A 22,090-nucleotide genomic window follows, 5' to 3' on the forward strand; every position below is an offset into this window, starting at 1 on the left:
TATTGTGGTCTGCTATTTATGCGGGCGTGCTGTCTTTGAGCACGCCTCGCTTGATCTGGTCGAGTTCGATCGACTCGAACAGGGCGCGGAAATTGCCTTCGCCGAAGCCCTGGTCGCCCTTGCGCTGGATGATCTCGAAGAAGATCGGGCCGATGACGTTCTGGCTGAAAATCTGCAACAGCAATTCGCGCTCGCTGTCGTTGCTGTGGCCGTCGATGAGGATGCGCAGGCGCTTGAGCTCGTCGAGGTTTTCGCCGTGGCTGGGCAGGCGGCGCTCGACCAGCTCGTAGTAGGTCTCGATGGTGTCCTGGAACGCAATGCCGGTATCGCGCATGTGCTGGACCGAGTGGTAGATGTCGTCCGAACCGAGGGCGATGTGCTGGATGCCTTCGCCGTGGTACTGGTCGAGGTATTCGGCGATCTGCGATTTGTCGTCGGACGATTCGTTGATGGGAATGCGGATCTTGCCGCAAGGCGAAGTCATCGCCTTCGATTTCAGGCCCGTGTGCTTGCCGGCGATGTCGAAGTAACGGATTTCGCGGAAGTTGAACAGGCTCTCGTAGAAATCGGCCAGTTCCTTCATGCGGCCCCGGTGCACATTGTTGGTCAGGTGATCGATATAGGTCAGGCCGTTGCCGACCGGATTGGGGTCGGCGCCGGGAATGGCGACGAAATCGACGTCATAAATGCTGATGTCGCCGATCGAGCCGGCCGGCACACCGGCGTTCTTGCCGCGCCAGCGGTCGACGAAGTACAGCAGCGAATCGCCCACGCCCTTGATGGCGGGAATGTTCAATTCCATCGGGCCATTCTTGTTATCAAAACCCCAGGCGCCCAGTTCGAGCGCGCGGCGGTAGGCAAAGGCGGCGTCGTCGACGCGGATGGCGATGGCGCACACGGACGGGCCGTGCTGGCGGGCGAAGCGCTGGGCGAACGAGTCCGGCTCGGCGTTGATGATGAAATTGATCTGGCCCTGGCGGTACAGGGTAACGTCCTTGTGGCGGTGGCGGGCGATGGCACTGAAGCCCATCTGCTCGAAGAGCGCGCCCATGGCTTTCGGATCGGGTGCGGCGTACTCGACGAATTCGAAGCCGTCGGTACCCATCGGGTTGTCCCAGGTGTGGATCTGCATGCGTGTCTCCTGTTTTTGTAGGGCACAGTATAGTCCCGCAGGTCCGGCATTAAATTTCAAACCATGGCCGCCAATGGGTCATCGACGCCATTAAATTGCGTAAAATAGCTAAAAATGGAGGAAATATGCCCAAAATTGAGCTTGATAAAACAGATCGCAAAATCCTCGCCATCTTGCAGGCGGACGGCCGGGCGTCCAATCAGGATGTTGCCGATGCCGTCAGCCTGTCGCCCTCGCCGTGCCTGCGGCGCATCAAGCGGCTCGAGGAAGCGGGCGTGATCCGCCAGTACGTCGCCCTGCTCGAGCCCACCCAGATCGGACTGGGATTGCTGGCCTACGTCAACGTGCGGCTGGAAAAACACAAGGAAGGCGCCAGCGCCAACGCGGCCGGGGCGCGCCGCACCTCCAGTTCGCCCCATGCCGATTTTGCCGATTCCGTCGACGGCTGGCCGGAAGTGGTGGCCTGCTATGCGATGACGGGAGAAATGGATTACCTGTTGCGCGTGCACGTCGAAGACATGGAGCACTTTTCCAGGTTCATGATGAAAACGCTGCTGATCCACCCGTCGGTGGCGGATGTGAAGTCCAGTTTTGCCTTGCAGCGCATCAAGGACACCACCGCCCTGCCACTGTTGTAAGGTGCGCCCTAGCGCTCGAACAGCTTGGCGGCGGCGCGGTTGGTGGCCTTGAGCGTGTAGTCGATGGTGGCGAACTGCTCTTCCAGCGCCTCTTGCATCACCGTGCCCGGGCTGGGCGGCGGCAGGCGCAGGTAGGCGTCCGCTTCGCCGTATTCGCGGTGGATTTCCATCCCCGCCTTTTTGGCGATGTGCATCATCGTCTGGTTCGACGACAGGCACTGCATGTACAGGGTGTCGACGTCGGCATTGCGGCAGTGAATTGCCGCCCGCTGAAACAGCTTCGAGCCGATCCCCTGCCCGCGCGCGATGGCCAGCACCGAGACGCCGAATTCGGCCACCTTTTCCTTCACCGTGACGGGGTCGGCGCTGCCCTGCTGGGGTTTCGGCGCGAACGCCAGGTGGCCCACCGCGACGAGCTTGAAGACCCGGTTGTAGACGCCATAAATGGTGTCGCGCTCAAAATTGATCTTGCCGACGTAGGCAATGACTTGCTCGTCCGGCAGCACGGTACCGAAGCGCAGCAGGCGGTCGTCGTTGTTGAGCGACAAAAAATGCTTTCTCATGCGGAAGCGATCGCGCTCTTCCAGTTGCTTCACGCGCACCGTGGGACGGGCGCGGCCCCACGACAGGCCGGCAAACCAGGCGCCCAGGGGCTTGTCAAAAAATCGCTTGATCATCACGGCCTCCACGGTCATGGTGCACTGCACCAAATTGCTATTGTAGCGCAGCGCGACGCGGTATTGACACTGGCTGACGCTATCTTGCCACGGTTTTGTCGAACTGCATGTCCGGCCACTGGGCGCGTGCGCTGACAGTGTAGCCCGATTTTCCCGCCTGCTTGGCGGCGTACATGGCGGCATCGGCATCGGCCAGCAGGGCCGCCGCACCCCGTGCGGCGCCCGCCTGGCCGTGCGCGCTGCTGATGCCGATGCTGGCCGAGATGGTGATCGGCTTGCCGCCGGCCTCGTCGATGCTGCCGATCGCGTCCAGGGTCAGCTGGGCGATGCGGCGCGCCGCTTCGGGCGCATTGACCTGCTCGAACATGACGACGAATTCATCGCCGCCCAGGCGCGCCAGCACGTCTTCCTTGCGCAGGCGCGCGCGCACCCGGCGCGCCACCTCCTGCAGCACCAGGTCGCCGATGCCGTGGCCGTGGGTGTCGTTGACGGCCTTGAAGCCGTCCAGGTCGAAAAACATCACCACCACGGTGTCGTCGCGGCGGCCGGCACGGATCAGAGCGTGCTCAAGCAGGCGACTTAAGTAGGCGTAATTGACCAGCCCCGTCAAGCCGTCGTGGTGGGCCAGTTGTTCCAGCTTGGCCGACTGCGCTTCGAGTTCGACGGTGCGCTCGCGCACCCGCTGCTCGAGCGTGTCGTTGGCTTTCTGCAGGCGCCGGTTGGCGACGTCGAGCAGGCGAAAGGCGCGCAACAGGCGCGCGGCGCCGGCCACCAGCAATAGCAGCAGCACGCCGGAATAGGCGAACAGCCACAGGCGATAGCGCTGCTTTTGCAGCAGCACTTCATCGAATTCGCGGTTGAACTGGCGGCTCAGGCGGTCCACCGCGTCGGCCGTGGCGGTCCTGGCGATGGCCGCTTCCAGGCTGTTTTCCAGCGGCCGCTGGCGCAGCACCACGCGCGTGTGCAACACCAGCGTGTCGATGCTCTCGCCGATGGCGGGCGAGAAGGCGGCCTTTTGCACCAGCACCGTGCCCAGCGAATTTTCAATGCGCGCGCCCAGCGCCGCGTCGGGTACCAGGTTAAAGCGCAGGATATCGGCCAGCAGGGCGTTGAGGGCGCCGTCCAGCGCCAGCACGGTGCGGCTGGGCGCCAGCGCCCCTTCGATGCCCGTCAGCTCCGTCTTCATTTGCGTGATCAGGGGCGGCAGCACGGCCAGCGACTCGCGCAACAGGGCGTTGCCGCCCTTGAACAGGCCCACCAGGCGCTGCTTTTCCTGCAAGGCCGCCTGCATGCGCACGTAGGCGCGCGCGGTGGCGGCGTCGCGCGTCATCGACAGCGAAACGCCCAGCTTGCGTTCGAGTTCCTGCATGCGCGGCAAGGTGCTGTCGAGCGCGCGCGCGCCCGTGTCGAGCCCGATGCGGGCGCGCCAGATGTTGGCGTTCCACTCGGCGTCGAGCTTTTCCAGCTCGCGCACATCGAGCATGACCTGGTTCTGCGCGCCCAGGTCCACCGCCGTGGTGCGGCTGAACAGGAACACCAGCAACACGGACAGTACCAGCAACAGCAACGCCAGCCCCAAGCGGCGGCGCGCGCTCATGGCGCGCACCTGGAAACGGGTAAATCGACTGGCATCATGCTCGGCTCTCCCTGCTGAGTCGGAAGTTCACCTTAGCAGCCAACGATAATTGCCGCGTGGATACTTACGTCTGCTTACGTCTGCTTACGGTTGGCTTGCCGCTTGATCATCGTTGTGATCAAGAACACCAGCGTCGGCCAGCAGGCCGGGGCGCGCCCGCTTGAGCGCCGCCACGCGCGCCGCGTGGACCGCGTCGCCGATGCGCTGGGGGCGCTCGGCATAGCGGGCGGCGACGGCGCCGGCATCAACGGCGCGCACCACCTCGAGGGCGGCGGCCAGATAGGATGCCTGCGGATAGGGCCGGCTGGCGAAGACGGCCGCCTGCGCGGCGTCGGCGCCGCGGCCGCGGTAGTCGCATTCGGCCGCCCGCAACATCTGCGCAAACCGGGCCGGCTTGCGCAAGCCATCGCAGCGTTCGAACAGGGTCACCAGGGTGTTGGCGCGCAGCAGCAGCGCCTGGCCCAGGTTGCCGTGCTCGCGCGCCGTCATCAGGGCCAGGTCGCGGCACTCGTTGGGCACTTTTAAACGCGCGCACACGGCGGCGATCAGGGGCAGCCCCAGGCCTTCGTGGCCGTGGTGGGCGGGCCAGTCGGCCGCCGGCGTGGCGCCCTTGCCCAGGTCGTGCATGAGGGCGGCGAAACGCACGGGCAGCTCGAGCTGCGCGCTGGCCGCGTAATCGATCACCAGCATCATGTGGGCGCCCGTGTCGACTTCCGGGTGGTGCAGGGGCGGTTGCGGCACGCCCCACAGGGCATCGAGCTCGGGCATGATGCGCGCCAGCGCGCCGCACTCGCGCAACACGGCCAGCATGCGCGACGGCGCCGCTTCCATGAGGCCGCGGGCAATTTCCTGCCACACCCGTTCCGGCACCAGCGCATCGACCTCGCCCGCATCGACCATGCTGCGCATGAGCGCCATGGTGGCCGGCGCCACCGTGAAGTCGGCGAAGCGGGCGGCGAAGCGGGCCAGGCGCAGGATGCGCACGGGGTCTTCCGCGAACGCGGGCGAGACGTGGCGGAAAATCCGCGCCTGCAGGTCGGCCTGGCCGCCGAAGGGGTCGGTCAGGCTGCCGTCTTCGCCACGGGCGATGGCGTTGATGGTCAGGTCGCGCCGCACCAGGTCGTCTTCGAGGGTGACCTCGGGCGAAGTGTGGAATACAAAGCCGTGGTAGCCGGGCGCGGTTTTGCGCTCGGTGCGCGCCAGCGCGTATTCTTCGTGCGTGTCAGGGTGCAGGAACACGGGGAAATCCTTGCCCACCGGCCGGAAGCCCTGCGCCACCATCTGTTCGGGGGTGGCGCCCACCACCACCCAGTCGCGGTCGGCGACGGCGCGCCCCAGCAGCGCGTCGCGCACGGCGCCGCCGACAATATATGTTTTCATCAGGACAGTCCGTGCCGCTCAGTCGGGCAGCGCGGCGTCATGGTCGTCGGCGCGGTCCGTCTCGGCCAGCGCTTCGCGCATCCAGCGCGCCACCGCCGGGTGGTTTTCCACCCGTTCGCAATAGGCCTGCAGGGCCGGCGCCAGCGACACGCCGTAAGTCTTAAAGCGCATCACGACGGGCGCAAAAAAGGCGTCGGCGATGGAGAAGGCGCCGAACAGGAAGTCGTGGTGGCCGAAGCGCGACAGGCACTCTTCCCAGATTTCGCAGATGCGGCCGATATCGCCCTGTGCTTCGGCGGTGCGGCCGCGCCCTGGCAGGCGGGCCTTCAGATTCATCGGCATGGCGCTGCGCAGGCCGGAAAAGCCCGAATGCATCTCGGCGCTGACGGCGCGCGCCATGGCGCGCGTGGCGACGTCGCTGGGCCACAGTTGCAGGTCGGGGAACTGTTCGGCGACGTATTCGCAGATGGCCAGGCTGTCCCAGATGGTGATGTCGCCGGCGATGAGCACGGGCACGCGGCCGGCGCCGGAATAGGCGGCGATGCGGGCGGCCGTGTCGGGCTGGTCGAGCAGTACCGTCACTTCGGTGAACGCAATGCCGAAGGCGGTCAGCGCCACCCAGGGCCGCATCGACCACGACGAATAATTCTTGTTGCCAATGATCAGGGTCAGCCCCGGCTGGCGGGCCCGTTCAAGTGTTTGCGACAGGGACGGATCGAGTTCGGTGGTCTGCATGGTCGGGGGCAATTTCAATGAAATTAAATAAAATAAAACCGGTGCGACAGGCGGGCCGTGTCAGCGGCCGGCGCGGGCGCGGAAATCGTCGAAGCGGTCGTGGGGCGACAAGTAGCCGGGCGCCACCGCTTCCAGCGCCGTCAGCTTGATACCGAGCGTCGTCGCTGTCAATGCCTGGATGGCCGGATCGATAACATTGTCGTTTTGCATGGAGTCGAGATTGTCGCGGCTCATCAGGGGCTCGCCCGGCAGCAGCTCGAACAAGCGCGCCTGCAGGCGCCCCAGCGCGGCGGGCAAGCCGATCACGGGGCGCGGGTGGTGCGAGAAGCGGCCCGCCAGGCGCACCAGCTCGGCCAGCGTGTAGATGGCCGGTCCGCCCAGCGCAAACACCTGCTGGCGGGTTTTCGGATCGTGCAGGGCATTGACGAAGGCGCGCGCGACGTCGCCCACGTAAATGGGCTGAAACTCGGCGTCGGCGCAGGCCAGCGGCACCAGCGGCAGAAATTGTTGCATCTTGGCGAACATATTGAGGAAATTGTCGCCGGGGCCAAACACCACCGAGGGGCGGAAAATCGTCGCCGCCACGGCCGGCTCGGCGCGCGCGGCCACTTCGCCGTCCGCTTTCGAGCGCTGGTACATGGACGGGCCGTCGATATCGGCGCCCAGCGCGCTCATGTGCAGGTAGCGCGGCACGCCGGCGGCGGCGCAGGCGGCGACGATGCGGCGTGGAATGTCGACGTGGGCGTGCTTGAATTCGGGGCCGTACGGCGTGCCGCGGCGCGAGTGCAGCACGCCCACCAGGTTGATGGCGGCGCTGGCGCCCTGCAGCATGGGCACCAGGTCGTCGCGACCGATATGGGCCGCCACCACCTGCACGCCGGGCAGCATGGTGAGGTGGCCGGCGCGCTCGGGCCGGCGGGTGGGCACGATGACGCGCGCGCCTTCGCCGGCCAGCTGGGCGATCAGGTGGCTGCCGATGAAACCGTTACCGCCGAAAACGACTACTTTGAAGTCTCGCATATACACCCTTGTTGGATTGGCCTGGCGCCATGCAAACGTGGAACCACGTGCAGGCGCCGGCTGACTGGATTGTCGGCTACGGCAACTGATTGACCCGCGCGCCGCTCGGCGTCACCACCCCCAGCCGGGCCTTGAGCGACTGCGGCTTGTTCTCGAACAGGGTGGCATAGTTGGTGGCGTTGGCCAGCACGTTCTTGACGTAGGTGCGGGTTTCCAGGTACGGAATCGACTCGGCGAAAATCGCCCCCTCCATCGGCGCGTTGAGGGTGGCGCGCCAGCTGCGGGCGCGTCCCGGACCGGCATTGTAGGCGGCGCTGGCAAGCGCCTGCGAGCCATCGGCGTTGGCCAGCACCATGTTCATGTAATTGGCGCCCAACAGGATATTGGTGCGCAGGTCCGTCAGCATGGTGTGGACGAAGTCGGTCAGGCCGATCTTCTTGGCCACGAAGGCGCCCGTCGACGGCATCACCTGCATCAGGCCGGAGGCGCCCACGCCGGAGCGGGCATCGGTGATGAAGCGCGATTCCTGGCGGATCAGCCCGTACACCCAGGCGCGGTCCAGGCCCAGGCTTTGCGTCGTCGGCTGCAGGATGTCATTGTGCGGCGACGGAAAGCGCTGGGTGTAATCGAACTCGGTGCGGGTGCGCTCGGAGGTGTTGACCATGCGGTCGAGAATGTCGTTCTGGCGGGCGAACTCGGCGGCGGCGATCAGCTCGCGCTCGCCCATCTTGCGCAGTTCCCAGTTCCACTCGCGGGTGCCCTCGAAGCGCAGGCGCAGGCTGAAAAATTTCAGCGCGCGGCGCAAGCCCGGGTTGGCCGCCATCGGGGCGATCTCAAAACTGGCCAGCGGCGCGCCGGCGGCGGGAATCGACAGCGGCAAGCCGAGTTCTTCCATCGCCAGCTGCCCATAAAAATTGTTCAGATCGGCAATGCGGGTGAATAGCGCATGGGCCTGCTCGCGCTGGCCAGGCGCTTGCGCCAGCAGGGCGCGGCCCAGCCAGTAGGTCCAGGCGGGATCGGCGCGCAGCTGGGGCGGCATCGCCTCGATGGTCTCGCGCACCATGGCCCAGTCGAGCTGGCGCAGGGCGATGCGGGTTTTCCATTGCAGCTGGTCGGCCGACAGGGGGGCGCCGGCGCTGCGGCGCCAGTACGCGTAGGCGTCGGGCGACAAGGTCATCGAGGCGGCCAGGGCCACGCTGGCCCAGCCGGTGGCCTGCTCTTGCGGGCTCAGCTTGGGTGCATTTTTTTCCAGCGCCACGGTGGCCAGCTTGAGCGTGGTGCGGGCCATGCGGCCGATGGCGACGAGGTAGATTTCATGGTCGATGCTGCTCGCGCCAAGGCCGCGCGCCAGCGCCAGCGCGGGCAGATCGACCGCCTGCGCCGTCAGATTTTCCGCCCCGCCCAGCAATGCGGCGGTGCGCTTGGCGGGGCCGGTGGCGTGGGTTTCGCCCGCCAGGCGCAGCTGCGCCAGCAAGTCGTCGCGGTCGAACTGGTGCGACTGGGCCAGGGTGGCGATCAGGAGCGCGCAGGCTTCGCCGTAAGCGGGCGGATTGATCAACAGGGCGCGCGCGTCGGCCGTCACCCGTTCGCCTTTCAAGGCCCGCGAGACGAGCGCGTAGCACTTGACCTGGGTGTCGTCGTTGAGCACGAACAGGGGCAACTGCTGGTCGAAATTGGCCCAGTCGCGCTGCTTGCCCAGTTCGAGCAGCCAGTCGTTGCGCAGGCGGTCGGCGATGGCACTGCCCTTCCAGCGCTCGAGAAAGGCGCGCGCCTCGACGGCCGACGCTTCGCGCAGGCGCGGCTTGAGGCGGTAGTAATCGACATACGAGGCAATCTCGTAGGCGGGCAGGCGGGCGGCATAGCTGGCGGCGGCGCTGGCATCGTCCTGGCGCGCCGCTTCGCGCAGCAGCAAAAAATTGTCATCGTCGGCGCGGCTGGCCGCCGCCGCAGGACTGAGGGGAACGGGCGCGCTGGCATACTGGACGCCGCCCGGCTGCGGCGTTTGCGCGCGTGCGTCGATGCCGCCGACCGCGGTCGCGGCCAGTACAATGGTGCTGACTAATTTCGGCAAAAACATCTTTTCCACTCTCTGTAAGCTGCAAATCCTCGCCCATGAATGGCACTCCCAGAATACCACGCGCCCCCACCGAACAACCAGCGCAGGCGCCAAGCGAGACGGGGTCGACCGTCGACAAGGCGACGCTGCGGCGCCAGCTGGCCGCCCGCCGCGCCGCCATCGACGGCGCCGACAAGCTGCGCCGGGACGCGCAGATCGGCGCGCTGCTGCTGGCGTGGTGCGCACAGCATCGCATCGACACGCTGGGCGTGTACTGGCCATTGCAAGGCGAAGTGGACCTGTCGGCCACCTTCGCCACCCTGGCCGACCAGGGTGTGCAACTGGTCTTGCCGGTGGTGCTGGCGCGCCACGCGGCGCTGGGCTTTGCCGCCTGGACGCCGGGCCAGGCCATGCACAAGGATGCGATGGGGGTGGCGGTGCCGGCACAGCCGACCATGGTGGCGCGCCCGCCCGCGCTGCTGGTGCCCTGCCTGGGATTTGATACGCGCGGCTTCCGGCTCGGCTATGGCGGCGGTTACTACGACCGCACGCTGGCGGCGCCGCCGCGGCCGCTGACGGCGGGCATTGCCTACCGTTGCCAGCTGGCGGCGTTCGACACGCAGGCGCACGATGTGGCGCTCGACGTGGTGCTGACCGAGGCGGGCGCCGTGGCCGCCGCCGCGGGGGCGTGAGCGGCGCCGTGACGGGCCCGCAGCAATTTTTCTGCCCGCGCTTTGAACCTTTTGCCGACCAGGCGGTATCTACCGGGACAATCAGAAAGCAGGACCGTGGATAGAACACCCGACGATTTTACGATGCTGGCCCGCACAAGCGCGGGAGAAGCGTGCCTGCTCGGCCACATTGCAGCGGAAAACCGGCGCGCGTTCGAAGCCTTGTATCGGGCGTACTTTCCCCGGCTGACGCGCTTTTTGCACCGCATGACGCGCAACCCCATGCTGATCGAGGAAATCGTCAACGATACCCTGCTGGTGGTGTGGCGCAAGGCCGCCACCTTCGACGGCAGCAGCAAGGTGTCGACCTGGATCTTCGCCATCGCCTACCGGCGCGCCTGCAAGAGCCTGCAGGCGTTCGACGAGCCGGTCGATGCCGGCATCGATGAGCGCGAAGGCGCCGATGCCGACCGGCCCGAGTGGCAGTTCGACCAGTTGCGCATGGCGCAGGCGGTCGATGTCGCCCTGGCCGCCCTGCCACTGGCACAACGCACAGCCTTCCAGCTGACTTTTTATCATGACATGAGCTATACGGAAATCGCGCAAATCATGGACTGTCCCGTCAATACCATCAAGACGCGCCTGTTTCATGCGCGCAAGCGCCTGGCCGTGCTGCTCGACGGCCAGCTCGAGGGCCGGCCATGACGCCCCACGGCGGCGACCCCGCCTTCCTGCAGGCGCACGCCCAGGCGCAGCAGGCGCTGCCCTGGCTGGCCAACGGCAGCCTGGCCGACCCGGAACGCGCGCTGGTGCAGGCCCATCTTGAAATATGCGGGTCCTGCCGCGCCGAACTGGCCCTGCTGCACACGCTGCGCGGCGCCGGCCCCGGCCCGGCGCCCCACTGCGACGTCGAGCGCGCGCTGGCGCGCCTGCTGCCGCAGCTCGACGCGGCCGCCCCACTAGCGCCGCCGCAGGCGGCGACGCTGCGCTGGCGCGAACGGCTGGCCGCCAACGACCGCTACTGGCTGCGCGCCGGCGTGGCCCTGCAAGGCTGCGTGATCGCCGCCCTGGCCATCCTGCTGGCACAGTCGCCGGCCGGCGCGGACCGCCAGGCCGGCGCCTACCGGGCGCTCGCCGCCAGCGCCGCCGTGCGTAGCGCGATGGTGGTGTCCTTCCAGCCCGACACCCCGGAGCGCGAGTTGCGCCGCATCCTGCAGGCGAGTGGCGCGCGGGTGGTGGGCGGGCCGACCGCCACCGGCGCCTGGCTGCTCGAGGCGGACGGTGGGCCGGCAACGCTGGCGCGCCTGCGCGCCGAGCCGGCCGTCGTGCTGGCCGAATCGCTGGGCACGGCGGGCGCACCGTGAGCCGCCTGCGCACCGTGCTGGCGGGCCTGGCATTGACGCTGGGCGCGCTGCTGCACGCGGGGGCGGGCGCGGCGCCGCACGAGCAGGCGCTGGCGGCCGCGCACGCAGTGCCCGCTGAACAGGCCGACCCGACCGACCCGGCCGACCCGGCGGCGCACCAGGTGCTGGTGATGCTGCGCCTGCCGCCCAAACACTACCGCCCCGACGGCGCCTACGGCGGCGGCTACATGAGCGACACCGGCAGCGCTGCGCGCCGCCGCCTTGCCGGCGAACTGGCCGCCGCGCACGGCCTGCGCCTGCGCGATAGCTGGCCCATGCCCGCCATCGGCGTCGACTGTTTCGTCATGGAAGAGCCCAGCGGGGCGCCACTGGGGCGCGTGCTGGCCGCGTTGGCGCGCGACGCGCGGGTGGCGTGGGCCCAGCCGCTGGCCCAGTACCAGGGCATGGCCAGCGCCGACCCGCTGTATCCGATCCAGCCGGCCGCGCTCGACTGGCACCTGGCCGAGCTGCACCGGGTCAGCACGGGCCGCCGCGTGCTCGTCGCCGTCGTCGACAGCGGCGTCGACGCCAACCACCCCGACCTGGCCGGCCAGTTTCAGGTGCGGCGCAACTTCGTCGATGACGGACCCGATGTTGCCGAGGCGCACGGCACCGCCGTCGCCGGCATCATCGGCGCCCGCGCCAACAATGGCGTGGGCATCGCCGGTGTCGCCCCCGGCGCCCGCCTCATGGCCCTGCGCGCCTGCTGGGAGACGGGCGGCCAGGGCGCCCGCTGCAACACCCTGAGCCTGGCCAAGGCGATCAATTTCGCGCTCGAGAACGGTGCGCGCATTATCAACCTGAGCCTGGCCGGACCGCCCGACCGCCTGCTGCAAAGCCTGCTCGATGCGGCGCTGGCGCGCGGCATCGTCGTGATCGGCGCCGCCGATCCGCAACGTGCCGACGGCGGTTTTCCCGCCTCCCACCCGGGCGTCATCGCCGTCGCCCGCACGGGCGAGCGCCATCGGCCGCAAGCGGGCATCGCGTATGCGCCCGGCACCGACATTCCCACCTGTGTGCCGGGCACCGGCTGGGGCATGGTATCGGGCTCGTCCTTCGCCGCCGCCCACGTGGCCGGCCTGGCCGCCCTCATCACCGAGCTGCGTCCGCGCGCCCCCGTGGCGGCGCTGCGGCGCGAACTGGCCAGCGCCAGCGGCACGCCGGGCCAGGCGATCTCAGCGGCAACTGCTAACATAGACGCGTGCGCCACTCTCGCGCGGGTGGCCAATGCCTGCGTTTGCCTATGTTCCCCGACCACCGTCTCAAAAAATTCGCTCTCTCCCTGATCGCGCTGTGCCTTGCCGCCCCGGCCCGCAGCCAGACCAGCGCCGACCTGAGCTTGCTGTCGCAATATGCGGGGCGCGGGGTCGCCTTCGACCCCGACCCGGTGCTGCAACTGCGCGTCGAGCACGATACCGATCAAGGCTGGTATGGCGGGGTGTTCGCCTCGCCGGTGGCCATCGGCGGGCGCCGCCAGGGCCAGCTCACCACCTATGGCGGGCGGGCGCAGCGGCTCAGTTCGACGCTGTCCTGGGACGCCGGCATCAGCCGCAGCGTCTACCTGCGCGATGCCAGCTTGAACTACCACGAGTGGTACGTGGGCCTGGCGCTCGACCGTGCCAGCGCGCGCCTGTTCTATTCGCCCGCCTACTATGGCGATGAGCGCAGCGTCTATCTCGATCTGAACGGCGCGTATCCGCTGGGCGAGCGCTTGAGCCTGGCACTGCACGGCGGCTTGCTCCATCCGCTCGACGAGCCGCGCGGCGCCGCCCGCCTGATCGACCTGCGCCTGGCGCTGGTGGCCGACCTGGGCGATTACAGCCTGCAGGCGGGCTGGCAAGTCAAGGGCCAGGCCTACCTGGCCGGCACCACCCGTGCCCGCGCGCTGACGGCCAGCATCAGCCGGCGCTTCTGAATGGATTTCTCCATTTAAATTTCCACGACATTGAACCTTTTCAGTTCCCCACGGTATTAATAGGGCAGACGTCCCGACTCAGGGGCGTGCACGTGGCGCGATCGCGACCGGATCAATTCGACCCCCGGCGCATTCAATGGAATGAACAAACAATGAAAAAAACGATGGTAGTTTGCTGCATGGGCTTGCTGTTTTCGGCACAGCAGGCGATGGCGGCGAGTTCGGCCGGCTGTGAAGGCGGCGGCTTTACCGTGCTGGGAAAAACCGGCTCGCAGACTGCCACGGTCGCACCGGGCAGCGTCGGCTCGGTGTTTCGCGTGCAGGGCCGTTACGTCCAGTTCGACGTCGATGCCGCCACCTTTGGCGTGCTCAACTATACCTTGACGGGCGCCGCCAACACGCTCGACATCACCGGCGGCAAGTCGACCCCGGTGTTTGAGAGCAAGATGCCGGACCACCGGGGCCTGCTGCTCAACGGCAGCGTCAGCGTCGAACTCAGTAGTTCCGCCGACATCGTCCTCACCCGCAGCGGTGCGGGCCTGACGATGAAAATCCAGGCCAAGGATTGCGCCAATGGCGGCCTGTTCCAGATGGAAGTGGCGCGCGCCGACGACGGCAAAACCGTGTTCACGCACAAGCTGGCGCAAAGTGCGTTTTATTATGACAACCGCAATTTCCGCAACCGCGAAGGCGACACCGTGGTCTACAAGGACACCACGCTGAAAGTGACGCCGCGCATCAATTTCGGCAACGACTATGCGGCAAAATTTGTCGGCCGCGACAGCCCGCAGTTCGCCGACCGCATCGCCGAGCCCCTGTGCGCCAACAACATCGTCACGCGCACGGGCAGCATCGCCAAGGTGCTCCATTGCGGCGGCGTGTCGCAATGGTCGGTCGCCAGCGGCGGCCGCATGGGCCAGGTGATGGGGGAAGACGCGACGGAAGTGGCGCCACCGGCGACTGTGTGCACCCACAAGTGCCAGGCACAAAACCAGACGCGCGGCGCCGCCACGGTGCTCGGCGCGCCGTTTCCGGTGGCCGATGCGGATCGCTTGAAAGGGCGCTTGCCGCAATAAGACCGGCGCGGCCGTGATGTGCTCAGGCGATGCCGCGTGCGGTGTCGCCTTTTTTTATGGGACGGCACGCTTGCGAAAAATACACACGACGATATCGCTCTTGAATAGATTCAGGAATGGCATGGCGCAGCGGATCGCGATGTATTGAACGTAGGCCATGGCGGTGCTGCCCGTGCCAACGCAGCTGATGCGTTCCCACAAGCCATCGGCGCGGACCGACGGCAGCTCGAAGGCATCGATTTCCTCAAAGCCCCTGGCGTGGACCAGCTGTTGCAAATTGGCTGGGCTGAAATAATGCACATGCGGCGACGGCAAGCCTTTTTGCCACATGCGGTTGAATGGGCCTTCGACACCGGCCCGCTTGAACAGCTTGGACAGCCGGTAAAACAGACCGGTGCTGCTTGGCAGGTTCAGCACCAGGATCCCGTCCTGGTGCAGGCGGGCATGAACGTCGTCGAGCGCGGCGCCGATATGTGGAATATGTTCAATGACATCGTTGAACACGATGACGTCGAATTCTTCCTCCGCGCTCAAGATGTCGGGAAAATAGCCGTTGCGAACTGGCAAACCTTTTGCCGCCGTTTTCTTGAACACGTACTCGTCCGGCTCCACCCCCATGACCTCGAAATCGGCGCGCGCCTGCTCGAGGAACCAGCCGTGCGCGCAGCCCACATCGAGCAGGCGCGGCCGCGCCCGTGCAAGCTGCTTCCTGGCCCGCGCGACGATGACCTTGAAACTCGCGTTACGGATACTGCGCAGGGCCGCTTCGCGTTTTTCTTCATCGAGAAAATGGTGTTCGTGCGCTTGATTGATGGCCGGTGCCAGCGCCGCGCTTTCGTAGCCACACGCCGTGCAGACCCTATGCCACACGGCCAGACCAGCGCTTTTTCGCTTGCCGCACACGATACAATCGACTGATTCGAGCATTCAGTAATCCTTGACCGGAAATTTCAAAAGCCGAAGCATGCAAGCTACATGCATGCGCCGCCGAATTGATACAACTGGTCAATTTACCCGAATTTGTCGCCCAAAAACGCTCCAATTGTTTCAAAACTGGAAATATTTTGAGCTTGTCATCAAGCCACTGCTGCCGTCCTGCTCATGGACGCCCGGACAAACGCTGCCACAGGGCAGTGGTGGGCCCGGCCTGGTTCATGCTGTAAAAATGCAGGCCGGGCGCGCCGCCTTTCAACAGCTTTTCGCACAGATCGGTCACCACGTCGAGGCCGAAGGCTTTGATGGAGGCGCTGTCGTCGCCGAAGCTGGCCAGTTTTAAACGCACCCAGCGGGGGATCTCCGCGCCGCACATGTCGGAAAATCGCAACAGCTGTGTGTAGTTGGTGATCGGCATGATGCCGGCCACGATGGGCACATCGACGCCCAGTTTGTTCGCTTCATCGACAAAGCGGAAATAGGCGTCGGGGTTGTAAAAATACTGGGTGATGGCGGCATTGGCGCCGGCGTTGATCTTGGCGGCGAAATGCTTGAGGTCGTCCTGGGGCGAGCGCGCTTGCGGGTGCATCTCCGGGTAGGCCGCCACTTCGATGTGAAACCAGTCGCCCGTCTCGGCGCGGATGAATTCAACGAGCTCGCTGGCGTAGCGCAATTCGCTGCCGCCGCCGTAGCCGCTGGGCAAATCGCCGCGCAGGGCCACCACCCGCTTGATGCCGGCGGCCTGGAACTGGCCCAGCACCTCGCGGATCGAGGCGCGCGAGCCGCCCACGCACGACAGATGGGGCGCGGCGACGTGGCCTTCCTGCAAAATCTCGCGCACGGTGTCGAGCGTGCCCTGCTGGGTGCTGCCGCCGGCGCCAAAGGTGACGGAAAAATATTTCGGCCCCAGCGCGGCCAGCTTGGCGCGCGCGGCGCGCAGCTTGTCGGCCCCTTCCGGCGTTTTGGGCGGATAAAACTCGATACTGAAATTGGTGGTTTCCATCTTGCGTATATTCAATCTTTGCGCAGCAATAGTGTCGATAAGGCCCATGAAATCACGCTGTAGAGGATGGCGGCGAGGAAGGCCGCCCAGAATCCGGTCACATGAAAACCATCGACCAGTTGCGCCACTGCCCAGAACAGGGCGGCGTTGATGACCAGGATAAACAGACCCAGCGACACAACGGTCACGGGCAGGGTGAGGATGACGAGGACGGGGCGAATCAGGGTGTTGACCAGGCCCAGCACGAGGGCGGCGATGAGCGCGGTGCCGACGTTGGTGACAGTCACGGAATGCATGAGGTAAGGCAGGGCCATCAGGGCGACGGCGTTGATAATCCAGGTCAGGATCAGACGCATGGGAGCCTCTATGAGGTGAATGAGGAACGACACCGGGCGCGACGATCGCCGCGCCCGGCTTGGTACAAGCGCTACTGGCTAATTAATAGCGGTAGGTGTCGGGCTTGTACGGACCTTCCTTGCTGACGGTGATGTAAGCGGCTTGCTCATCGGTCAGCGTGGTCAGTTGGGCGTTGAGCTTTTTGAGCTGCAGGCGCGCCACTTTTTCGTCGAGGTGCTTGGGCAGCACGTAGACGCCGACCGGGTACTGGTCGATGTTGGCAAACAGTTCGATCTGGGCGATGGTCTGGTTGGCGAACGACGAGCTCATCACGTACGACGGGTGACCGGTGCCGCAACCGAGATTGACCAGGCGACCTTCGGCCAGCAGGATGATGCGCTTGCCCGACGGGAAGATGATGTGATCGACCTGGGGCTTGATGTTGTCCCACTCGTATTTTTTGAGCGAGGCGACATCGATCTCGTTGTCGAAGTGACCGATGTTGCAGACGATGGCCTGGTCTTTCATGGCCAGCATGTGCTGTTCCGTCAGGATGTGATAGTTGCCCGTGGCGGTGACGAAAATGTCGCCGTGTTCGGCCGCGTAATCCATGGTGACGACGCGGAAACCTTCCATCGCCGCCTGCAGGGCGCAGATAGGATCGATTTCGGTGACCCACACCTGGGCCGACAGGGCGCGCATGGCCTGGGCGGAACCCTTGCCGACGTCGCCGTAACCGGCGATGACGGCGACCTTGCCGGCGATCATGACGTCGGTGGCGCGCTTGATGCCATCGACCAGCGATTCACGGCAACCGTACAGATTGTCGAATTTCGACTTGGTGACGGAATCGTTGACGTTAATGGCCGGAAAGGCCAGCTTGCCCTCCTTGTGCATCTGGATCAGGCGGTGCACGCCGGTGGTGGTTTCCTCGGTCACGCCCATGATGTGCGGCAGGCGTTTCGAATACCACTGGGGATCGCGCGCCAGGTGCTGCTTGATCGAGTTGAACAGGCAGATTTCCTCTTCCGAACCGGGAGTGGCCAGCACGCTGATGTCGGTCTCGGCACGGGTGCCCAGGTGCAACAACAGGGTGGCGTCGCCGCCATCGTCGAGGATCATGTTCGAGTAGACGTTCTGGCCGGGCCACTCGAAAATGCGGTGGCTGTAATCCCAGTATTCGTCCAGCGTTTCGCCCTTGACGGCGAACACGGGAGTGCCGGCGGCGGCAATCGCGGCGGCGGCGTGATCCTGGGTCGAGTAGATGTTGCACGATGCCCAGCGCACTTCGGCGCCCAGCGCTTCGAGCGTCTGGATCAGCACGGCGGTCTGGATCGTCATGTGCAGCGAACCGGTGATGCGCGCGCCCTTCAAAGGCTGGCTGGCGGCGAATTCTTCACGAATTGCCATCAGGCCCGGCATTTCGGTTTCGGCAATCTTGATTTCTTTGTTACCCCATGCGGCCAAGCTGATGTCGGCGATGTGGTAGTCGTTGATGGTTTTGAGTACGGCGTTCATCACGCCCTCCTTTCAGTTGAGAAAAAGGTACGTGAGCGCAGTTGCAAAAATCCGAGCCTGGCGAAAGTGTTGATTCGTCGCAACGCTCCTCGGGTTGAAGAAGTCTATCACAGGATTGCTCAGTTGGCGCGGCACGCCACTACCCCATAATGATGTAGAGGAACAACTTTTGCCCGTTTATACTGCTGCCAATTCTATTTGTGGAGCGTGCATGAAGGATGAACAGGTCAGTATTGCCTGCGATAACACCGTGGTCCAGGCCGATGGCAGCTTGCGCATCGTCGAGTCGATGTTCAGTACCGTGTGCGACCTCGCGCGCGACCATGGCGAAGTGCTCTCGCGCCTGCACCCCGTCAAAAAAGAGCGGTTCGACCAGGTGCTCACGGGCGCCGCCACGGTGGCCAGCCTGCCGGACCGGCGGGTCGATATCGAATTGCACGTCAACAATCTGCGCGGCGGCGTCGAGGTGATCGATTACGCCGACCTGGTGCGCCACCACGCCGCCCCCGTGATCGGTGAAGCCCACGGCCGCGGTTTCGAACCGGGCGCCGAGCCCGTGATCCGCCAGGTGCGCGATAAAAGTTTCAGGCTGCTGTTTCACGCCATGCCGCCGCGCCATCATCGCCTCGGCGCCGCCTTCGACGCCGAGCACTTCTGCGAGCATCTGGTGGCCAGCTGCGCCGCCGACATGCACCGCGATGACCGCGATGTCTTCTATATAGCGCAAACGGCGCAAGCGACCCACATCAAGGAAATCTTCGCGTTCCTGCGCGACTACCAGGGGGTGCTGCCGGTGGCGTGAACGCGACGGGCAGCGTGCCGCCAGCGGGCAAAAAAAAGGCCGCCCTGCAAGCGGCGGCCCATTGACTGCGTGTGACCGGTTTACCGGCGGATCAGGACAGGCCCGCCTCCGCGCGCAGCAGCGCCACTTTGTCGGTGCGTTCCCAGGTGAATTCCGGCTCTTCGCGGCCGAAGTGGCCGTAGGCCGCGCTCTTCTGGTAAATCGGGCGCAGCAGGTCGAGCATCTGCACGATGCCCTTTGGCCGCAAATCAAAGTGCTCCATCACCAACTGGGCGATTTTTTCATCGGAAATCACGCCGGTGCCTTCGGTGTAGACGGTGATGTTGATGGGCTTGGCCACGCCGATGGCGTACGACACCTGCACCTGGCACTGGCGCGCCAGGCCGGCGGCGACGACGTTTTTCGCCACGTAACGGGCGGCGTAAGCGGCCGAGCGGTCCACTTTCGACGGATCCTTGCCGGAAAACGCGCCACCGCCGTGGGGCGCGGCGCCGCCGTAGGTGTCGACGATGATCTTGCGGCCGGTCAGGCCGCAATCGCCCTGCGGGCCGCCGATGACGAAGCGACCGGTCGGGTTGACCAGGTAGCGCGTGTCGGTGAGCCATTCGCGTGGCAGCACCTGCTTGATGATTTCTTCGATGACCGCTTCTTCGATCTGGCTGTGGCTCACGTCCGGGTGATGCTGGGTCGACAACACCACCGTGTGCACGCCGACGGGACGGCCGTCGACGTAGCGCAGGGTCACTTGTGATTTCGCATCCGGGCGCAGCCACGGCAGGCGGCCATCCTTGCGCAGTTGCGACTGGCGTTCGACCAGGCGGTGCGCGTAGTGGATGGCGGCCGGCATCAGCTCAGCCGTTTCATCGCAGGCGTAGCCAAACATCAGGCCCTGGTCGCCAGCGCCCTGGTCGAGATCGAGGCCGGCGCCTTCGTCGACGCCCTGGGCGATGTCGGGCGACTGCTTGTCGTAGCAGACCATCACGGCGCAACCTTTATAGTCGATGCCGTACTCGGTGTTGTCGTAGCCGATGCGCTTGATGGTTTCGCGGGCGACCTGGATGTAGTCGACGTTGGCGTGGGTGGTGATTTCACCGGCGAGCACCACCAGACCCGTGTTGCACAGGGTCTCGGCGGCCACGCGGGCGCTGGGGTCCTGGGTCAGGATGGCGTCGAGGATGGCGTCCGAGATCTGGTCGGCGACCTTGTCGGGATGGCCTTCGGAGACGGATTCGGAAGTAAAAAGATAGTCGTTGGACATGGCAATTTCCTGTACTGGATTGAATAAACTGTCGCAGTCAGGGCCTTTGCCTGCGACGCTTTAGCGACATTTATATTCCGCTTCGCAAGTTGTCTAATTAACTCGGCGGTTCCTGCTCGTGGTATTTTACGCTCCTTACGAAATTTTAGCTCGACTAGACGCCCTGTTGCAGGCGCGCCGCACCCCATGCTAGTACTCCTGTTCCGTCTTCTTTCTTTTTTACCATTGCGCCTCTTGCATGCGATGGGCGCCGCGCTCGGCTGGGTCGTGTATGGCCTGTCACCGTCCTACCGGCGGCGCCTGCGCGGCAACCTCGCGCAGGCCGGCTTCGGCGCCGTGCTGCCGCACGCCATCGCCGAGGCGGGCAAGGCCATGTTCGAACTGCCCTTCGTGTGGTGCGCCCGGCCCGAACGGGTAGCGGCCTGCGTCGTCGAAGACAATTACGCCGTGTTCGAGCAAGCGCTGGCGGCCGGCCGCGGGGTGGTGCTGCTCACGCCCCACCTGGGCTGTTTTGAAGTCACCGCCCAGCAGGTGGCGCTGCGCACCCGCTTGACGGTGATGTACCGCCCGCCCAAGCAGGCCGCCCTGAAACCGTTGATCGAAGGCGCGCGCGCGCGCGCCAACCTGCAACTGGCGCCGGCCACCCTGGCGGGCGTGCGGATCCTCGCCCGCAGCCTGAAAAATGGCGAGCCGATCGGCGTGCTGCCCGACCAGGTGCCACAGCACGGTGAAGGTGTGTGGGCGCCGTTTTTCGGTCAGAGCGCCTACACCATGACCTTGCCGGCGAAGCTGGCGCAGATGGGGAAATCGCCGGTGGTGCTGCTGTTCGCCGAGCGCTTGCCAAAAGGACAGGGATACCGGGTGCGCTTTGCCCCGTTCGAAGGCAGCCTCGACGGCACCCCCGCCCAGCAGGCCGCCGCCGTCAACCGTGCCATGGAACAAATGATTGCAAAATGCCCCGCCCAATACAACTGGAGTTATAACCGCTACAAGCAGCCCGACGGCGTGAGCGCCCCGCGGGAGGGCGCATGAGACTGGTCGTTGGCCTGATGTGGCTGCTGCACTGGCTGCCCCTGCCCCTGCTGGGCCGCTTTGGCACACTGGTGGGCACGCTGCTGTTTGCCGTGCTGCGCGCGCGGCGCCGGATCGCCCTGATCAATTTACGCCTGTGCATGCCGGCACTGAGCGAAGACGAACGCATCGCGCTGGCGCGCGGCCATTTTCAGGCCTATGCGCGCAGCATCTTCGAGCGGGCGATCCTGTGGTGGGCGCCACCGGCGCGCTTGCGCCGCCTGATCAAGATCAGCCCCGCGGTGCCGCTGGAACAGATGGCGGCCGGGCCGGTGGTGCTGCTGTGTCCGCACTTTGTGTGCCTCGACGTGGCCGGCGTCGCCGTCGCCATGGTGGCCTCGGCCAGCTCGATGTACGTGGCGCAAAAAAACCGCGTGTTCGACGAGGTCTTGCGCAAGGGACGGTCGCGTTTCATGCCGGTGCGCCTGTTTTCCCGCAAGGACGGTATCAAGCCCATCATGCGCGCCCTGCGCGAGGGCTTGCCCTACTTTATGTTGCCGGACATGGACTTTGGCGACAAGGACGCCCCCTTCGTGCCGTTTTTCGGCGTGCCCGCCGCCACCCTGACCGCCACCGCCCGCATTGCCGCGGCCACGGGCGCGGCCGTGATCCCCGTGGTCGCCACATTCTTGCCCAACTACCAGGGCTGGCAGGTAAAATTCTATCCGGCCTGGGACGATTACCCGGGCGACGACATGCTCGCCGCCACCGGCCGCATGAATGCCTTCATCGAAGAGCGGGTACGCGAAGCGCCGGCCGAATATTTCTGGACCCACAAACGGTTTAAAACACGCCCGCCCGGCGAGACCTCCCCTTACGCCTGACCGACC

22 protein-coding genes and 1 riboswitch are annotated in these 22,090 nt (G+C 65.6%); of the genes, 10 read left to right on the plus strand and 12 right to left on the minus strand.

Features of this window, described 5'->3' with window-relative positions; all coding sequences use genetic code 11:
• Positions 1–16: 16 nt before the first annotated feature.
• Positions 17–1,132: a 4-hydroxyphenylpyruvate dioxygenase gene (hppD, locus tag ACP7EY_RS16280; protein ID WP_426195386.1), complete on the minus strand. Its 1,116-nt coding sequence runs from the start codon at positions 1,130–1,132 to the stop codon at positions 17–19.
• A gap of 125 nt (positions 1,133–1,257) precedes the next feature.
• Here hppD and ACP7EY_RS16285 point away from each other — a divergent pair, with 125 nt between their 5' ends.
• The gene (locus tag ACP7EY_RS16285) at positions 1,258–1,770 is read left to right on the plus strand and encodes an Lrp/AsnC family transcriptional regulator (protein ID WP_426195388.1); all 513 of its coding nucleotides are present in this window, start codon (positions 1,258–1,260) and stop codon (positions 1,768–1,770) included.
• A gap of 8 nt (positions 1,771–1,778) precedes the next feature.
• On the opposite strand, the gene ACP7EY_RS16290 is transcribed toward ACP7EY_RS16285, so the two are convergent.
• From ACP7EY_RS16290 to ACP7EY_RS16315, 6 genes are all read right to left on the minus strand, one after another.
• Positions 1,779–2,447 carry a GNAT family N-acetyltransferase gene (locus tag ACP7EY_RS16290; RefSeq protein WP_426195390.1) on the minus strand — a complete coding sequence of 223 codons (669 nt, stop codon included), beginning with the start codon at positions 2,445–2,447 and terminating at the stop codon, positions 1,779–1,781.
• A gap of 79 nt (positions 2,448–2,526) precedes the next feature.
• The gene (locus ACP7EY_RS16295; protein WP_426195392.1) at positions 2,527–4,044 is read right to left on the minus strand and encodes a DAHL domain-containing protein; all 1,518 of its coding nucleotides are present in this window, start codon (positions 4,042–4,044) and stop codon (positions 2,527–2,529) included.
• A 123-nt stretch (positions 4,045–4,167) separates the two neighbouring features.
• Positions 4,168–5,463, minus strand: coding sequence for a multifunctional CCA addition/repair protein (locus tag ACP7EY_RS16300; RefSeq protein WP_426195394.1), 1,296 nt, complete (start codon positions 5,461–5,463; stop codon positions 4,168–4,170).
• Between the two features lie 18 nt (positions 5,464–5,481).
• Positions 5,482–6,198: a glutathione S-transferase family protein gene (locus tag ACP7EY_RS16305; protein WP_426195395.1), complete on the minus strand. Its 717-nt coding sequence runs from the start codon at positions 6,196–6,198 to the stop codon at positions 5,482–5,484.
• A 60-nt stretch (positions 6,199–6,258) separates the two neighbouring features.
• Positions 6,259–7,218: a complex I NDUFA9 subunit family protein gene (locus tag ACP7EY_RS16310; protein WP_426195397.1), complete on the minus strand. Its 960-nt coding sequence runs from the start codon at positions 7,216–7,218 to the stop codon at positions 6,259–6,261.
• A 76-nt stretch (positions 7,219–7,294) separates the two neighbouring features.
• Positions 7,295–9,295 carry a transglycosylase SLT domain-containing protein gene (locus ACP7EY_RS16315; protein ID WP_426195399.1) on the minus strand — a complete coding sequence of 667 codons (2,001 nt, stop codon included), beginning with the start codon at positions 9,293–9,295 and terminating at the stop codon, positions 7,295–7,297.
• A 35-nt stretch (positions 9,296–9,330) separates the two neighbouring features.
• Here ACP7EY_RS16315 and ACP7EY_RS16320 point away from each other — a divergent pair, with 35 nt between their 5' ends.
• The 6 genes from ACP7EY_RS16320 to ACP7EY_RS16345 all read left to right on the plus strand — a co-directional run bounded on the left by ACP7EY_RS16320 (position 9,331) and on the right by ACP7EY_RS16345 (position 14,339).
• On the plus strand, positions 9,331–9,966 hold the full coding sequence (locus tag ACP7EY_RS16320) for a 5-formyltetrahydrofolate cyclo-ligase (RefSeq protein WP_426195401.1): 636 nt from the start codon (positions 9,331–9,333) through the stop codon (positions 9,964–9,966).
• A gap of 96 nt (positions 9,967–10,062) precedes the next feature.
• Entirely contained in the window at positions 10,063–10,650 is a 588-nt protein-coding gene (locus ACP7EY_RS16325; protein WP_426195403.1) for an RNA polymerase sigma factor, read from the plus strand.
• Positions 10,647–11,309 carry a zf-HC2 domain-containing protein gene (locus tag ACP7EY_RS16330; RefSeq protein WP_426195405.1) on the plus strand — a complete coding sequence of 221 codons (663 nt, stop codon included), beginning with the start codon at positions 10,647–10,649 and terminating at the stop codon, positions 11,307–11,309. Before ACP7EY_RS16325 ends, ACP7EY_RS16330 begins: the two co-directional genes overlap by 4 nt.
• Positions 11,306–12,634, plus strand: a complete 1,329-nt coding sequence (locus tag ACP7EY_RS16335) for a S8 family peptidase (protein WP_426195407.1) — start codon at positions 11,306–11,308, stop codon at positions 12,632–12,634. The genes ACP7EY_RS16330 and ACP7EY_RS16335 overlap by 4 nt, the downstream gene beginning before the upstream one ends.
• Positions 12,592–13,263: a TorF family putative porin gene (locus tag ACP7EY_RS16340; protein ID WP_426195410.1), complete on the plus strand. Its 672-nt coding sequence runs from the start codon at positions 12,592–12,594 to the stop codon at positions 13,261–13,263. The genes ACP7EY_RS16335 and ACP7EY_RS16340 overlap by 43 nt, the downstream gene beginning before the upstream one ends.
• A 152-nt stretch (positions 13,264–13,415) precedes the next feature.
• Positions 13,416–14,339, plus strand: a complete 924-nt coding sequence (locus ACP7EY_RS16345; protein ID WP_426195412.1) for a hypothetical protein — start codon at positions 13,416–13,418, stop codon at positions 14,337–14,339.
• A 54-nt stretch (positions 14,340–14,393) separates the two neighbouring features.
• On the opposite strand, the gene ACP7EY_RS16350 is transcribed toward ACP7EY_RS16345, so the two are convergent.
• From ACP7EY_RS16350 to ahcY, 4 genes are all read right to left on the minus strand, one after another.
• Positions 14,394–15,266, minus strand: coding sequence for a class I SAM-dependent methyltransferase (locus tag ACP7EY_RS16350; RefSeq protein WP_426195414.1), 873 nt, complete (start codon positions 15,264–15,266; stop codon positions 14,394–14,396).
• A 172-nt stretch (positions 15,267–15,438) separates the two neighbouring features.
• On the minus strand, positions 15,439–16,275 hold the full coding sequence (gene metF / locus ACP7EY_RS16355; protein WP_426195416.1) for a methylenetetrahydrofolate reductase [NAD(P)H]: 837 nt from the start codon (positions 16,273–16,275) through the stop codon (positions 15,439–15,441).
• Positions 16,276–16,286: 11 nt separating this feature from the next.
• The gene (locus ACP7EY_RS16360) at positions 16,287–16,631 is read right to left on the minus strand and encodes a phage holin family protein (RefSeq protein WP_426195418.1); all 345 of its coding nucleotides are present in this window, start codon (positions 16,629–16,631) and stop codon (positions 16,287–16,289) included.
• Positions 16,632–16,713: 82 nt separating this feature from the next.
• A complete protein-coding gene (ahcY, locus tag ACP7EY_RS16365) occupies positions 16,714–18,129 on the minus strand; it encodes an adenosylhomocysteinase (RefSeq protein ID WP_426195420.1) in 1,416 nt (471 codons plus the stop codon).
• Positions 18,130–18,155: 26 nt separating this feature from the next.
• Positions 18,156–18,226: riboswitch (S-adenosyl-L-homocysteine riboswitch) on the minus strand.
• Positions 18,227–18,340: 114 nt separating this feature from the next.
• Between ahcY and ACP7EY_RS16370 the strand changes: the two genes are divergently transcribed.
• Positions 18,341–18,931 carry a hypothetical protein gene (locus ACP7EY_RS16370; protein ID WP_426195422.1) on the plus strand — a complete coding sequence of 197 codons (591 nt, stop codon included), beginning with the start codon at positions 18,341–18,343 and terminating at the stop codon, positions 18,929–18,931.
• A 91-nt stretch (positions 18,932–19,022) separates the two neighbouring features.
• On the opposite strand, the gene metK is transcribed toward ACP7EY_RS16370, so the two are convergent.
• Positions 19,023–20,189: a methionine adenosyltransferase gene (gene metK / locus ACP7EY_RS16375; RefSeq protein WP_426195424.1), complete on the minus strand. Its 1,167-nt coding sequence runs from the start codon at positions 20,187–20,189 to the stop codon at positions 19,023–19,025.
• A 186-nt stretch (positions 20,190–20,375) separates the two neighbouring features.
• Here metK and ACP7EY_RS16380 point away from each other — a divergent pair, with 186 nt between their 5' ends.
• Together ACP7EY_RS16380 and ACP7EY_RS16385 are read left to right on the plus strand one after the other, a co-directional pair.
• Entirely contained in the window at positions 20,376–21,221 is an 846-nt protein-coding gene (locus ACP7EY_RS16380; RefSeq protein ID WP_426195426.1) for a lysophospholipid acyltransferase family protein, read from the plus strand.
• A complete protein-coding gene (locus ACP7EY_RS16385) occupies positions 21,218–22,084 on the plus strand; it encodes a lipid A biosynthesis acyltransferase (RefSeq protein ID WP_426195427.1) in 867 nt (288 codons plus the stop codon). The genes ACP7EY_RS16380 and ACP7EY_RS16385 overlap by 4 nt, the downstream gene beginning before the upstream one ends.
• Positions 22,085–22,090 lie beyond the last annotated feature (6 nt).

Origin of the sequence: Massilia sp. DWR3-1-1 (assembly GCF_049898325.1) — a bacterium.
In the GTDB taxonomy this organism is placed as follows: Bacteria; Pseudomonadota; Gammaproteobacteria; order Burkholderiales; family Burkholderiaceae_D; genus JAFCUW01.